The 12720-nt window shown below is 49.2% G+C and carries 18 protein-coding genes and 1 tRNA gene; 16 read left to right on the forward strand and 3 right to left on the reverse strand.

Annotated elements, in window-relative coordinates; genetic code table 11:
* Window positions 1–246 precede the first annotated feature (246 nt).
* A complete protein-coding gene (locus AAE250_RS11560) occupies window positions 247–1029 on the forward strand; it encodes a DUF6261 family protein (protein ID WP_294601172.1) in 783 nt (260 codons plus the stop codon).
* 440 nt (window positions 1030–1469) lie between these two features.
* A complete protein-coding gene (locus tag AAE250_RS11565; RefSeq protein WP_294601171.1) occupies window positions 1470–3098 on the forward strand; it encodes a fimbrillin family protein in 1629 nt (542 codons plus the stop codon).
* A gap of 257 nt (window positions 3099–3355) precedes the next feature.
* Here AAE250_RS11565 and AAE250_RS11570 read toward each other — a convergent pair whose 3' ends face one another.
* Window positions 3356–3565, reverse strand: a complete 210-nt coding sequence (locus tag AAE250_RS11570; protein ID WP_117681192.1) for a hypothetical protein — start codon at window positions 3563–3565, stop codon at window positions 3356–3358.
* Window positions 3566–4037: 472 nt separating this feature from the next.
* Here AAE250_RS11570 and AAE250_RS11575 point away from each other — a divergent pair.
* Window positions 4038–4110 (forward strand) — tRNA-Met (locus AAE250_RS11575).
* Between the two features lie 156 nt (window positions 4111–4266).
* Here the strand turns inward: AAE250_RS11575 and AAE250_RS11580 are convergent.
* Window positions 4267–4560 carry a hypothetical protein gene (locus tag AAE250_RS11580; protein ID WP_294601169.1) on the reverse strand — a complete coding sequence of 98 codons (294 nt, stop codon included), beginning with the start codon at window positions 4558–4560 and terminating at the stop codon, window positions 4267–4269.
* Between the two features lie 49 nt (window positions 4561–4609).
* On the reverse strand, window positions 4610–5161 hold the full coding sequence (locus tag AAE250_RS11585) for a hypothetical protein (RefSeq protein WP_294601167.1): 552 nt from the start codon (window positions 5159–5161) through the stop codon (window positions 4610–4612).
* A 105-nt stretch (window positions 5162–5266) separates the two neighbouring features.
* Here AAE250_RS11585 and AAE250_RS11590 point away from each other — a divergent pair, with 105 nt between their 5' ends.
* The 13 genes from AAE250_RS11590 (at window position 5267) to AAE250_RS11650 (ending at window position 12718) form a co-directional block, all read left to right on the forward strand.
* Window positions 5267–5542 (forward strand): hypothetical protein, encoded by a 276-nt coding sequence (locus AAE250_RS11590; protein WP_294601165.1) that lies wholly within the window; start codon window positions 5267–5269, stop codon window positions 5540–5542.
* Between the two features lie 5 nt (window positions 5543–5547).
* The gene (locus tag AAE250_RS11595; RefSeq protein ID WP_294601163.1) at window positions 5548–5949 is read left to right on the forward strand and encodes a hypothetical protein; all 402 of its coding nucleotides are present in this window, start codon (window positions 5548–5550) and stop codon (window positions 5947–5949) included.
* 141 nt (window positions 5950–6090) lie between these two features.
* Entirely contained in the window at window positions 6091–6303 is a 213-nt protein-coding gene (locus AAE250_RS11600) for a hypothetical protein (RefSeq protein ID WP_294601161.1), read from the forward strand.
* 12 nt (window positions 6304–6315) lie between these two features.
* On the forward strand, window positions 6316–6501 hold the full coding sequence (locus AAE250_RS11605; protein ID WP_294601159.1) for a hypothetical protein: 186 nt from the start codon (window positions 6316–6318) through the stop codon (window positions 6499–6501).
* Window positions 6502–6610: 109 nt separating this feature from the next.
* A complete protein-coding gene (locus AAE250_RS11610) occupies window positions 6611–8734 on the forward strand; it encodes a hypothetical protein (protein WP_294601157.1) in 2124 nt (707 codons plus the stop codon).
* 36 nt (window positions 8735–8770) lie between these two features.
* A complete protein-coding gene (locus AAE250_RS11615; protein WP_294601155.1) occupies window positions 8771–9664 on the forward strand; it encodes an AAA family ATPase in 894 nt (297 codons plus the stop codon).
* Window positions 9661–10320 (forward strand): hypothetical protein, encoded by a 660-nt coding sequence (locus AAE250_RS11620; protein WP_294601153.1) that lies wholly within the window; start codon window positions 9661–9663, stop codon window positions 10318–10320. Before AAE250_RS11615 ends, AAE250_RS11620 begins: the two co-directional genes overlap by 4 nt.
* 11 nt (window positions 10321–10331) lie before the next feature.
* The gene (locus AAE250_RS11625; protein ID WP_294601151.1) at window positions 10332–10799 is read left to right on the forward strand and encodes a hypothetical protein; all 468 of its coding nucleotides are present in this window, start codon (window positions 10332–10334) and stop codon (window positions 10797–10799) included.
* A 1-nt stretch (window position 10800) separates the two neighbouring features.
* Window positions 10801–11415, forward strand: coding sequence for a helix-turn-helix domain-containing protein (locus AAE250_RS11630; RefSeq protein WP_294601149.1), 615 nt, complete (start codon window positions 10801–10803; stop codon window positions 11413–11415).
* Window positions 11412–11723 (forward strand): hypothetical protein, encoded by a 312-nt coding sequence (locus AAE250_RS11635; protein ID WP_294601147.1) that lies wholly within the window; start codon window positions 11412–11414, stop codon window positions 11721–11723. Before AAE250_RS11630 ends, AAE250_RS11635 begins: the two co-directional genes overlap by 4 nt.
* A gap of 21 nt (window positions 11724–11744) precedes the next feature.
* On the forward strand, window positions 11745–12269 hold the full coding sequence (locus AAE250_RS11640) for a host-nuclease inhibitor Gam family protein (RefSeq protein WP_294601145.1): 525 nt from the start codon (window positions 11745–11747) through the stop codon (window positions 12267–12269).
* Window positions 12250–12453, forward strand: coding sequence for a hypothetical protein (locus AAE250_RS11645; protein ID WP_294601143.1), 204 nt, complete (start codon window positions 12250–12252; stop codon window positions 12451–12453). The genes AAE250_RS11640 and AAE250_RS11645 overlap by 20 nt, the downstream gene beginning before the upstream one ends.
* Window positions 12434–12718, forward strand: a complete 285-nt coding sequence (locus tag AAE250_RS11650; protein ID WP_294601142.1) for a hypothetical protein — start codon at window positions 12434–12436, stop codon at window positions 12716–12718. Before AAE250_RS11645 ends, AAE250_RS11650 begins: the two co-directional genes overlap by 20 nt.
* The last annotated feature ends 2 nt before the right edge of the window (window positions 12719–12720 follow it).

A 12720-nucleotide genomic window follows, 5' to 3' on the forward strand; every position in this document is an offset into this window, starting at 1 on the left:
GGGAGGGGGTCTTACACAAGGCGAGGGTAACTCCCTGTTTGTGAGATACCCCTGCGGCACGAGAGACCCCTCCGTCGCTTCGCGCCACCTCCCCTTTCAGGCGGAGGAGCTTGAGACACTTCGGAAGCCCGCAGTCGAGACTATCTCCGGCGGAGGACCGGAGCTACCCCCGAGGCAGACAACAACAATAACCCAATAGTAACAAACAATTATAACATTAATAATAACATTTAAAACCCTACCATCATGGCAACTTACACCAAAATCAGCGACCTGCGCGTCGCCAAACTCAACAACGCAGAGTACACCTTCTTCATGCAGCGCGTGGCCGACCTCGTCACCGTCGCCACCCCCGAAAAGCTCGGCCTCACCACGGCCCTCACCGACGCCTTCAGCGCCAACATCGACCGCCTGACGGACATCGTCGCCCAAAGCCGCATCAGCGACGAAACCGCGCAGATAGCCGAAGTCGACAAGCAGGCCGACGACCTCATCGTCTACCTCATGGCCGCCTTCCGCACCGGAAAGTCGTCGCCCATCACCGCCCAGCGCACCGCCGCCACCACCCTCTACAACGCCACCCGCCCCTACATCGGCTGCCAGACCCTCCCGCAGGGCCAGCAGGTGCAAGCCATGCGCGGACTGCTCGTCGACCTCGCCAAACCCGCCCTCGCCGCCCACGTCAAGACCCTCGGCCTCGCGCCCGTCATCGAACAGCTCGACTCGGTCACCTCCGACTACGCCGCCCTGCTCGACGCCCGCGCCGCCTCCCAGTCCGCCTCCCGGCTGGACGCCGCCAAGACCGTCCGCACCGAGACCGACCCGCAGTACGACGAAATCGCCACCCGCGCCTTCGCCACCAGCGTCGTCACCCCCACGGCCGAGACCGCCGCGTTCGTCACCGCCCTCAACAAGCTCATTGCCGACACCGACGCGGCCTACAACCAGCGCATCGCCCAGCTCCACGCCGCCGCGCGCACGACGACGACGAAGGCAGAGGCAGACAACGGAGCCCGCAAGCCGGAGTAACCCCGGCTCTCCCGCCTGAAAGGGGGAGTACCCCGAAGGGGGGAGGGGGTCTCACACAAGGCAAGAGTAACTCTCCGTTTGTGAGATACCCCTGCGGCACAAGAGACCTTGCGGCACGTGAAACCCCTCCGTCGCTTCGCGCCACCTCCCCTTTCAGGCGGAGGAGCTTGAGATACTTCGGAAGCCCGCAGTCGAGACTATCTTCAGCTCTCCCGCCTGAAAGGGGGAGTACCCCGAAGGGGGGAGGGGGTCTCACACAAGGCGAGAGTTACTCCCTGTTTGTGGCCCCCCCTGCGGCACAAGAGACCTTGCGGCACGTGAAACCCCTCCGTCGCTTCGCGCCACCTCCCCTTTGGCTTCGCCGACCGTTGGTTCAGGCGGAGGAGCTGGAGATACTCCCCCCTACAATCCCATTATCAACCCTTTAAAACATTAACAATATGAAACCCAATCCATCCCTACCAACCTTGTTCCGCGCGGCGTTCACCTCCGCAGTCATCCCCGCCGCCTGCCTGCTGCTCCTGCTTGTCGCCGCCCTCGCCGCCTGCTCCGCCGACGACGACCCCGCCGACAACCGCCATCCCGCCCCCGGCGACCCCGGCACCATCCGCTTCACCTCTACCATCGGCCACTTCGCCGACGCCGACAACCCCGATGGCTTCGCCCACGCCGACAACCCCGACAGTTCCGCCCCCGCCGACAACCCCGACGGCTCCGCCCACCCCGCCCTCATCAGCCCCGATGCCGCCGGAACCGCCCCCGCCACCCGCGCCCTCATCAGCACCGCCGACGGCCGCGGCACCTTCGAGGAAGGCGACCGCATCAACATCATCACCCACGTCTTCGACACCACCGTCGACACCGACCACCCCGCCACCTACCACGACGGCGCATGGCTCACCGACCTCACGTGGGAAGACTTCGGCCCCGGCGCCAAGGTCGATTTCACAGCCTACTTCCCCGCGCTGCTGTTCAGCCAACTGAACCCGCAAACCATCGACATCCCCACCGACCAGTCCACCCCCGGGAAGTATGCCGCCGCCGACTACCTTTTCCTACACGCCATCGGCCAGCAACAAAGCGACACCCCGATAGAGCTGCGCTTCGTCCACGCCATGCACCGCCTCGTGGTGAAACTCGTCCTCGACGAACATCCCGGCTCCCTGACGCAGGCCGACCTCGACGCCGCCACCGTCGTGATAAAGAATGCGCCCATCCGTGGCATGGCCACTCTCAAAAACGGTATAGAGACTGATTATGTAACCGAGGGCGACATCCTCCCCCTCCCCCTCGGCGACAACACCTTCTGCGCCCTCATCCCGTGGATGGACAACAGCAAGCCCCGCTTCTTCAATGAAAGTATAGAAGTCCGCGCCGCCGGAACCGTGGCCAGCTACCCCATCCAATGGTCCGTCGCGTCCGACATTTACGCAAACCATCAAACCCTCATCCGCCTCACCCTTGCCGACAACGAAGGCCTTGGCAACTACATCACCACCTACGCCGCCCTGAAATCCGCCTGCGAAGCCGCCACCGGAACCGCCGACAACCCCACCCGCATCACCCTCGGCGCCGACATCGAATTCCCCGGCACGACATCGGACTGTATCAACATTTCCCGCAATCAATACATCGAAATAAACGGCAACGGCTACCGCCTCACCCGCGCCGCCACTGCGGAGTTGCTTTTCATGGTCTTCGGCAACGCCTCGCTCAAACTCACCCGCATGACGGTGGACGGTGAGAACAAGGAAACGGACATGCCGCTTATTGACGTGTCAACGCTCCAGGACTTTTCCGATTTCATTCCCGGTACACTGACGCTGGGCGAAGGCTTCATGCTGACGGGAGCAGCTTTGCCGGCGGCGGATGCATCGGACAACGCATACAAGCTAAATCGTACTCCCGGAATCAACGTAAGCGGCACTTTAATCATGGAAAAAGGCTCGCAAGTGACCGGCAACGGCCGGGGCTATCCGGTGCGCCTCACCGGCTCCACCAGAGCAATCCTCCGCCTCAACGGCGGCACCTTCGGCAACAACACCGACGCGGACCTCTGCCTGGTATAAGGGGGGTAAAACACTTTGTATGTAAAGTCTGAGAGGAGTAAATACGGCTATAACACCGATGAATAAAGAGTTTGAGATGTTTTGATAGTGATGAAGGAAACCAAATCGAATTGTTACATTCGGTTACATGTGGGTGGCATTTGAATGAGATATGATGGACTTCTAAACGGTTGAAAGTTACATTGAGATAAAACGAGGGCTGAATTGATGCTTTTTGAAGCGCAATTCAGCTTTTTTTTTGTGTGGGGTGATGCGGACTACTCCTGGGTACTGCGAATGAGGTGGGATTGCTTGATAATGGCTCTACGGGTTATCTTGACGCCACCGTCGTATAGACCGGCGTGGAGTAAGGAGCTTTGTTTGATGCCTATTTGAGCCTCGTTTAGGACGGTGTAAATGGCGCTAATGCTGCCGAAATAATAGTCCTTTTTCTCGAATATGAGGTGCACATGGATTACTTTGGTCATATTGTTATTATTTAGAAGTTTCTTTTGCAAAGATATTCTAAATAATAATTATTTAGAAGTATTTATCTGAAAAAGATATACTGTTTAGAGCGTTTAAAAGATAATCTGTTTGGGTGGTCTGATTTTAGTAAATAGAGAAAATTGCATTAGTGATCTGTTGGGCAGTGAAGTGTTAAATAGTGAGTTGGGGATACTGTTGGGGATACTGAGTTGGGGATACTTTTATGTCCGAATCGTTTACTTGCATAAAAGTTGGGGATACTTTTTACCCCCTAAAAAATGACGATTTTAGGTATGATGTTTCCTTTTGGATGGTGTTTTTGGGCATTTTAATAAGTATTTATAGGGGGATAGTATAGTAGTTTTTAGAGGTCTTGAGATTGCAAAGTTGGTATAAGTGCTTGATTAGTAGTGCATATTAGTGGAATAAGTGGTATCTTAGCGTCATAAACGTGCGCGCGGCGCTAAATATCGCAGGATGGAGCAGTAGGTAGCTCACATGGTTCATACCCATGAGGTCGCAAGTTCGAGTCTTGTTCCTGCCACAATATATGTTTGAAGGTATGCGAACGTTCCCGCTGATCAGTGCTCCGCTGAGGGGTTGAAACGTATGGAGATTTAAGGTAATTGATTGTTGATGGATAATGCTCCCGGTGATTGTGCCGGGAGCACTTTTAATATTTTAGATTACTATTTGAAGACTATTTAGCCATTACTGATACTATAAAAGATAATACTCCAATAATTACTCCTATTGTAAAGAAGACGCCAAAAGTGACTACCCATTCTTTGATATTAATGATGGCTTTGCATTGGCTGGCATCTTCCAAAAATTTAATTTGGATTCCATAGGTCGAATAGATTTTATCCAATAGTTCTGCTTCATTTAAACTTTGATTATCAGAAATGAACTTGTCTATTTCTTTATCTAAATCCGCTTTTTGATACTTACTAATGGTTTGTACATGTTTCTGTAATGCTTTAATGATCTTCATAATATTATTTATTTAAAAGGTTATTAGTTGTCGTTTAAAGACTCTTTTCTTATTGGGCAGTGGCAGATGTTGCACTGTCGGCATTGGGCTGCGAAGAAGGTTTCTTTGTAGAAGCAGTCTTCGCATGACCTAAACCCTCAGGATGCTCTATGGATGCTTCCGGATATTTGGCTTTGAGGGCAGCAAGTTCTTCAGACTTTTGACGGAGGTCGGACTGGAGATGGTTAATTTGCTCCTTCAGTTCTTTCTTCTCTTCTTTCCAGTCTGATTTTTCATCCTGATACATTTTATACATATAGGACGTTTCATCTTGTTTTGTACGATTATTTATTGTACCTTTATCACTGGAAACAAGCGTGTTATCCGTGCTTTTATCATTTGATACTTTTTGTTTTAGCATTGGGCCTTCACCTATGAGAAGCCATTCGGGAGAGAGTACCTTATACGTAGTCAGTATTTTGACTATCTTGTCTCCTCCTAATTCACTCTTCAATGCTGCTCCTTTAAAATTGGATGCAGAGAGTTCTGTACTCCTATAGAAGTCTTCCCTTGATATGCCTTGTTCCTTAATAAAGGTCAAAATTCTATCCTTTATAGTCATAATTTTATCTTTTAAATTTGGTATGGTCAAAATATTGACTACATTTGCAGCATGTTTTAATGAAACAGCGGTAAAGATAAGAATAATTTTAATCAGTGTTTATATATGGAAAAGAAAATCAGACAGAAGATTGAACTGAGTGCAGCGGGTAAGGCTAAGCTTGCTAAGACGTTCAGAGTGACTGTGCAGAACGTAAGTCAGGCGTTGCTATTTAAGCGTAATAGCGTGCAGGCTTGCAAAATTAGGGAGGCGGCGCTTGTTAATGGCGGTTCATTGGTACAGATTATTGATGTGACCGATGAACTGAAGCGCCAGGTGAAGGTGCTGGATTCCAAAGGGAATGTGAAGGTGGTGATAGCGAACGATGCGATAACTTTATAAATGGTATGAACATGAAAAGAGTCCCCTTTTTAGAGCTAAAAAAGGTTCTGGAATTATATCATAAGACGGAACAAAAGCTTATTTCCACCAATCCGCAGTTGTGTGTATCAAGTTTGGAAAATCATCCAGATTCCTATACATGGATACGCCTTCCAATGCCGGGTGAGCAGCCAGAAACGGTTCCAAATATGATTGATTCAGGAGTCGAAGATTTTCCCAACACGTGTTTGGCTGGTATTTTGGTGGCAATATTAAAAAATCAAGTTCCCACGGGCGTGCATTTGGCAGGGATAAGTCTATATAGTCACAAAAACACTGTTCGCTTCTGTATCTCAGGTTCAACTTCCTTAGAAGAGCTCCGAATTCTTTGTGAGCAATATCTACAGAATTCCGGTCACGAAGGTTGAAACGAAAGCGTAGCATAAATTCAGTCATAATAATCATATTTTTTATGTGATGCTACAAATGTAGCAAAACTATCCCGGTTCGGGATGAATAGGGATAGACTTTTATCAATGAAAAATTAATAATTAATAATTAAAAGTGATATGGACAGAAAACTGACAGATAATGAAAAGGCATTCCTTACAGAATTGAGGGAGCTGATGGCAAAGTATAGTGCTATGCTGAGTGTAGAGGATGAAAGAATATCCATAGATGTGGGGTATTCAGACAGTGAAGACCCGGTGGAGCCAATCGTGTTACCGGAAACAATAAATACATTCCTTGATTTGGAGGATGTAATAGAACTGAACTCTTAAAATGATATGGTTATGAAAACTTGGAGAATGATTCAGAAAGTAGCTGTGGCTGTAGGCATGACTTACGGGCTGTGGCTGGGCAGTAATGTTGACGCAACGGATGCGGACAGCCGTAACGCGTTTGTGATTGTGGTATTATCGGCCATTGTGGCGATATCGCTGTGTATGCCGGATAAGAAAGATACTGAAACAGCTTAGAAACAGCTTGTTCTGCAAGTCCGAAGTCTCCTTTGCCATGCGGAAGCGGTCGGCTCCCCGGTTCGATGCCGGGGCTTGCACTAAATTGAAAAGTATAAAGTTTCTGATTATGGAAATGTTTGGAAAGACACTATGTGTAACATTTGAAGAACTTGTAGGAGGCGGAATCATGAGTCTTGCGAATTATAAAAAGCATGTTCGTGAGAAGAAGTTTCATTTTTCGCAGCATGGTGGCAATGGCCGTAAGGCACTTATCATCTACGAACGCCTGCCCGACAAACTTCGCAAGCAAGTGGACGAACGATACCCAAAAGCCAAAGAACTACTCAAAAAACAACAACCCTTTCCTATGGACAGCAGATTAAAAAGTGACAGCAAGGCTGTAGACTTCTATAAGACCTACGCTCCGAAGATTTCCCTGGAACGCCAGGCGGAATATGTGCTAAACGCCAAAGTTCTGAATGCTATGATGGCATTGGAGATGAGTATACGTGATGCGCAAGGTAAATGCGGGCAACAACACAATAAAATGATACGCGATCGTGTCATCGCCCTTTGCGAAGACTTGCGCGAACGCTACGGACACACCCTCCCCAAAGCCCGGTTGATGGAAAAGTATGCTGCCTATAAGGAATATGGTTATATGGTTCTTGTCAATGGTAACAGCGGCAACCAGTCGGCCCGCAAGATTGGTCCTCGTGAAGGGCGTTTGCTGCTGAAACTCAAACGCAGCAAATTTCCGGTATATACCGACCAGCAGATATTCGATAAGTTTAATGAGATTGTAGAGGAACGGAATGCACGTGTTACCCGCGAGGAGGATAGGCTGAAGACTATCAATTCCCCGCAGACGGTCATCAATTACCTCTATAAGACCAGCATCAAGTTGTGGTGGTATGGCGTTGTACATGGTGAAATCGCTTTCAAGAATGAGTTTATGCCTTTGTTCGATACCAAACTTCCACAGATGCCTAACACCTTATGGTATGGTGACGGTACGAAACTGAACCTCTACTATAAGGCTTATGACAGCAAGAACAAGCGTATGGTGGCACGCACTATCGACGTCTACGAAGTGATGGATGCTTGTTCGGAAGCGTTCCTGGGTTATTCGTTCGGTGTGGAAAACTTCTTGACCCAGTACGATGCCTATCGCATGGCGCTGGAGACTTGGAAGGTGAAGCCTTACGAAATAGTGACCGATAATCAAGGCGGACACAAGAAGCCCGAAGCACAAGCCTTCTTCAAGAAAATATGCCACATCCACAAGACTACTATGCCGCATAATGGACAGTCAAAGACCATTGAAAGTGCTTTCGGACGTTTTCAAATGCAGGTGATGCGCCAATTATACAACTATACTGGACAAAATGTTACCGCCGTCAAGGAGAACAGTCACATCAATGTGGACCTGATAATGAAGAACATAGCCCGGCTTCCCACTTTGGAAGAAATGAAGTCGCAATATCTGCAATGTCGCCAGAAATGGAACGCCATGCAGCATCCTACTTCAGAAACGGGCATGACCCGCATGGAAATGTATACTACCCTCAACAGTCCCAATGCTGAGCCATTGGATGACTATGAGGTGCAGGAACTTTTCAAGTTGTTCAGCAAAGACAGTGTGAAGTACAGCAAGCAAGGCTTCATCTTCGAACGTAACAAACAGGAATACCGCTATATGGTTTACGATGAAGACGGGCTGGTGGATATGAACTTCCACTTGCAGAATGTGGGTGTCAGCTTCCGATACCGTTATGATCCCAAGGATATGACTGCCGTAGAACTTTGGGAGGTAGGTGCTAAAGGTGCATTGAAGTACGCTGCTACTGCCACACCGAAGGTTGTCATCCATCGTGCCACTGCCGAACGTACGGAAGAGGAAAGCGCAAGGCTCTTTGCCCAAATACATGCACAAAAGCGTGCCCTTGTGGGGCATTATATTGCCAGCGAGGAGTTGTTGCTCGAAGAGAGTATGAGCGAGGCTTACAGCAGACTGGTGATGCCCATTCCTGTAGGTGAGTCTCAGAAGAGCATGGAACGACAGCGTGAAGAATATGCCAATGGTGAGTTGACTGCTCCGGTACAATATCCTGCAGGCGTAGGTCCGGGTACTTATGAAGCCGAACCTGAAGAGCCCGCAGGCATCGCTTCGCCCGGTGAATATACTAAGATGGTGTCCGGCATTACAGATGTGGATATGTACGAAAGCTTTCTCAGCAACAACAATTAATCAGCATTCAATAATCAATTAAATACCATTCAAACAATGAAAGAACTCAGCAAACAAGACAAAGATTCTATCCGTGACGCGCTGATGGAATATTGCAGCAACTATCCCAGCCAAAACCGTGCGAGCGAGAGCCTGAACGGTGTGAGTGCCGCTACAGTATCTCAGATATGCAATCAGAAGTACACCAGTATCAGCGATGACATGTTCAGCCGTATAGCTGCACAGATAGGCTACAGTTTGGAGCGCTGGACACTGACCGAGAGCAATGCCTTCCAGCGTATAACCTTCGCTATGACAGACGCACAAGCTTATAAGAATACTACTTGGGTAGTGGGTGATGCAGGTTGTGGCAAGACCACAGCTGCGATAGAATACCGCCGCACGCATCGCAACGTTTACTACATTCTTTGCTCGGAAGACATGAAGAAAAGCGATTTTGTGCGCGAGATAGCCAAACAGGTGGGCGCTCCGGTGGATGGGACGAACTTACGGGATATTTTGGAGTATGCCATCTCTATGATTGCTTTTCTGAACAATCCGTTGATAATCTTTGATGAAGGTGATAAACTGACCGACAGCGTGTTCAGCTATTTTATCAGCATTTATAATCGTCTGGAGAATAAGGCTGGTATCGTGTTCCTCTCTACCGACTACATTAAGCGTCGTGTGGAGAACGGACTACGCTATAATAAGAAGGGGTATAAGGAGATAAACAGCCGTATCGGCCGCAAATTCTTCGATATCAACATTGCCACCGAACAGGATGTCTATGCCATTTGCCAGGCAAACGGATTGACCGAACCGACAGAGATCAAGCGGGTGATGCGTGAGGCCCAGCAGGGAGAATATGACCTTCGCCGCGTGAAGCGTGTAGTGCATGCCTGCAAGCGTATTTTGGAAGCCAAGAGGATGAAAGGAGAGCAGGCATGAGCGAAGCGGTAAACGATGCAAAGACCTTTTCCCGTAACGCCAAGGGTGTGCGGGAGTTGCTGAGCATGAAGTTCGATACCTTTCCCTTTGAAGGTGAATGGTACGATGCTTTTGATATGCCGGAACGCAAAGGCGTGTGGATGATATGGGGAAACACTGGCAACGGGAAGACCTCTTTCGTGATGCAGCTTTGCAAGGAATTGTGCAAGTATGGACGTGTGGCTTACGATAGTTTGGAGGAAGGCGCCTGCCTGACGATGCAGAACACATTGAGGCGCTTCAATATGCAGGAAGTAAACCGTCGATTTCTACTGCTCGATGCCGAGCCGATAGACCAGTTGAGCCTGCGGATGAAACGTCAGAAGGCACCGGATTTTATTGTGATCGATAGTTTCCAATACACGCAGATGACATATGCCCAGTACATCAAGTTTAAAGAGAAGCACCGCAACAAACTGCTGATATTTATCAGCCATGCCAGCGGGAAGAATCCGGACGGTCGTAGTGCCAAGAAGGTGGCATTTGATGCTTCACTGAAGATTTATGTCGAGGGATATCGCGCTTTCAGCAAAGGACGCTTTATCGGACCGAAGGGATATTACGATGTATGGCCGGAAGAAGCGGCAATATATCGGGGAGAAAAATATACTAAATAACGATTAGTGATATGAAAGTAACGAAAGACAAACCCATAACCCCGCAGCAACTCAAAGCGCTGCATGCCACCTTCCACCGTATCGGCATGGATGATGATACCCGCCACGGCTGCATCTACAATTTTACTTCCGGACGCACGCAGAGCAGCAAGGATTTGTCAATGCGCGAGGCTCAACAGTTAATGGAAAGTCTGAACCCGATGGATGACAAAGCCCGCAAGATGCAGATGCAGGAAGCCCGTAATGTATTCCGTGACATTTATCGTCTTTCTTTCTTGATTCCGCAACTGAACCAGGGGTTCACCAGCGACAGTGAGGAAGAATACCGCATGAATGTGGCAAAGTTGAACGTATGGGCACGGAAGTACAGTAAAGCCCATAAAGACGTAACGAGTATGAAGCTTTGGGAACTCCAGGACACCAAGACGCAGCTGGAGGCATTTATGAGACGCGAGGAAAGAAAACTTAAAAAGGATTGAAATGAGAACAAAACAAGAAATCAAACAAGCTGTAGCCGTCTTGAACCACAAGGCAGATCGGTTGAGTCTGATCATGGCAGAGGTGTTGACGTCAAGCATGACCGAGCAACAAGTATTTCAGAAGTATGTGCTGGAGGTATGCGAAGCCGATCGCGACGAAAATGTATTCTTTGCAGCGCGTGATGCCGCCCGTTTCCATGCCGGACATATCGGGCTGGAGGAACTGATACCGGACGTACAATCCATGACAGCAGCCGACTTTGATGCGGCAAGTGCTCTGGGGGTATTGAATGAAGAAAGCGACACAATACTTCTTTCGCGCAAGGAGTTCAATAAGTTGCTGGCACGCATTGAACGGTTGGAACAGTGGACGGGTCTTCGGCGCAAAGCCGCCCCGGGCGATATCGCTCCGCAACTCCTTCCCGCAAATGCCGACATGAATGACATGATGAAGCAGAACGAAGCCTGCCGCTATCTGGCATGCAGCAAGAACACCATCAAAGGCTATGCCAGCCGTGGCTTGATACACAGCTATAAACAAGGGAAGTTCACCTATTATAGCCGCCGGGAGATAGACAAGAAAATCAAGCAGCAGAGAAAGGAGGCCGAACAATGAGAGAACATAGTCCGCGCAATGTGCCGCCAACCTACGTCACCGAGAAATCCGAGCGCCGTGCACAGCTGGCCGCGCAACTCGAAGCCAGTGCCGACCGCCTTTGCGATTATCAGGACCGCCTGCATGCGGGAATCAACAGCATGAAACCTATAGAACTGGAGCGCCTGATGGATGAATACCGTGCCGAGCAGATACGCTACGACCGGATAGACCGGGAACTGCAAGCGCTGGAAGAACCGAAGAAGACTAAGGAATACCTCGAATACAAGCGCATTTACCAGCAGAACAAGAATAAGATTAAATATTAACCCTATAAAAGAATAAGAATTATGGCAAGAACAAAGAAAACAGTATTAAGCGGTATCAGCCGCGAGCAAGCGGAGCAGGCATTTGCAGATTTTGCAGCAGCCGATGCTAAGTGTAACAATCTCACCTCGAAGATGGATATCGAGGTAACGCGCATCCGTGAGAAGTATGCCAGTCAGTTGGCGGAACAGAGCGCTAAGAAGGAAGAAGCCTTCGCGAAAATCCAGGCTTATGCATTGGAAAATAAAGATGAATTGTTTTCCAAGAAAAAGAGTGTGGAGAGTGCTCACGGCGTGTTTGGTTTCCGCACGGGAACTCCGGCGCTGAAGACAATGAAAGGTTTAACCTGGAAGGCAGTATTGATGCTCGTAAAGGACAAATTGCCATCGTACGTACGCGTTACGGAGGAGGTAGACAAACAGTCGTTACTGGCCGCCCGCGACAATGAGGATGTTGCCAGCCTGTTTCCGCAGATAGGCGTGCAGGTGGTGCAGGAAGAGACTTTTTTTATAGAGCCCAAGAAGGAGAATGATGTACATCAGGACTGAGGATTACTTCGACTGGCGACCTTGCGGCAGGAACTGGGCGGTATATCATTATAAACGTACCGCCACCGGTTACATCGGTACCAAGATTGGGGAGTATCTGACCAAGGAGGAGGCGAAACGTAAGGCGCATGAATTGTGTAACAGTAAAATAGAAGAAGAAAAGTATGGCAAAGGTGTTTTATAAATCGGTGATTCCGAACGATAAACCCATGTGGCTACTGAAACTCCAGCTTTCCGTGAGCCAGGCACTGGAGTTCACGCAGTTGAACGGTGACGAACGGGACTTTAAGAACCTGAAAACATTCATTGATGCGGAAATCAGGTCAATGATTGGGAGAAGGGAAATTAACCGCAGTGTCGTTGAAACGAACATCGTCACGGACAACGGACGTACGGTGCTGAATATCTTTAGGAACGGTAATTTAGTACAAACCTATTTCATCGAATAGCG

Origin of the sequence: Bacteroides sp. GD17 (assembly GCF_038448625.1) — a bacterium.
Taxonomy (GTDB): domain Bacteria; phylum Bacteroidota; class Bacteroidia; order Bacteroidales; family Bacteroidaceae; genus Bacteroides.

Coding starts and splice junctions, on each gene's coding strand:
- AAE250_RS11620 (WP_294601153.1), top strand. CDS start 9,661: ATGAGCGAAGCGGTAAACGATGCAAAGACCTTTTCCCGTAACGCCAAG.
- AAE250_RS11640 (WP_294601145.1), top strand. CDS start 11,745: ATGGCAAGAACAAAGAAAACAGTATTAAGCGGTATCAGCCGCGAGCAA.
- AAE250_RS11630 (WP_294601149.1), top strand. CDS start 10,801: ATGAGAACAAAACAAGAAATCAAACAAGCTGTAGCCGTCTTGAACCAC.
- AAE250_RS11580 (WP_294601169.1), bottom strand. CDS start 4,560: ATGAAGATCATTAAAGCATTACAGAAACATGTACAAACCATTAGTAAG.
- AAE250_RS11590 (WP_294601165.1), top strand. CDS start 5,267: ATGGAAAAGAAAATCAGACAGAAGATTGAACTGAGTGCAGCGGGTAAG.
- AAE250_RS11595 (WP_294601163.1), top strand. CDS start 5,548: ATGAACATGAAAAGAGTCCCCTTTTTAGAGCTAAAAAAGGTTCTGGAA.
- AAE250_RS11585 (WP_294601167.1), bottom strand. CDS start 5,161: ATGACTATAAAGGATAGAATTTTGACCTTTATTAAGGAACAAGGCATA.
- AAE250_RS11560 (WP_294601172.1), top strand. CDS start 247: ATGGCAACTTACACCAAAATCAGCGACCTGCGCGTCGCCAAACTCAAC.
- AAE250_RS11565 (WP_294601171.1), top strand. CDS start 1,470: ATGAAACCCAATCCATCCCTACCAACCTTGTTCCGCGCGGCGTTCACC.
- AAE250_RS11635 (WP_294601147.1), top strand. CDS start 11,412: ATGAGAGAACATAGTCCGCGCAATGTGCCGCCAACCTACGTCACCGAG.
- AAE250_RS11605 (WP_294601159.1), top strand. CDS start 6,316: ATGAAAACTTGGAGAATGATTCAGAAAGTAGCTGTGGCTGTAGGCATG.
- AAE250_RS11645 (WP_294601143.1), top strand. CDS start 12,250: ATGATGTACATCAGGACTGAGGATTACTTCGACTGGCGACCTTGCGGC.
- AAE250_RS11625 (WP_294601151.1), top strand. CDS start 10,332: ATGAAAGTAACGAAAGACAAACCCATAACCCCGCAGCAACTCAAAGCG.
- AAE250_RS11600 (WP_294601161.1), top strand. CDS start 6,091: ATGGACAGAAAACTGACAGATAATGAAAAGGCATTCCTTACAGAATTG.
- AAE250_RS11570 (WP_117681192.1), bottom strand. CDS start 3,565: ATGACCAAAGTAATCCATGTGCACCTCATATTCGAGAAAAAGGACTAT.
- AAE250_RS11650 (WP_294601142.1), top strand. CDS start 12,434: ATGGCAAAGGTGTTTTATAAATCGGTGATTCCGAACGATAAACCCATG.
- AAE250_RS11610 (WP_294601157.1), top strand. CDS start 6,611: ATGGAAATGTTTGGAAAGACACTATGTGTAACATTTGAAGAACTTGTA.
- AAE250_RS11615 (WP_294601155.1), top strand. CDS start 8,771: ATGAAAGAACTCAGCAAACAAGACAAAGATTCTATCCGTGACGCGCTG.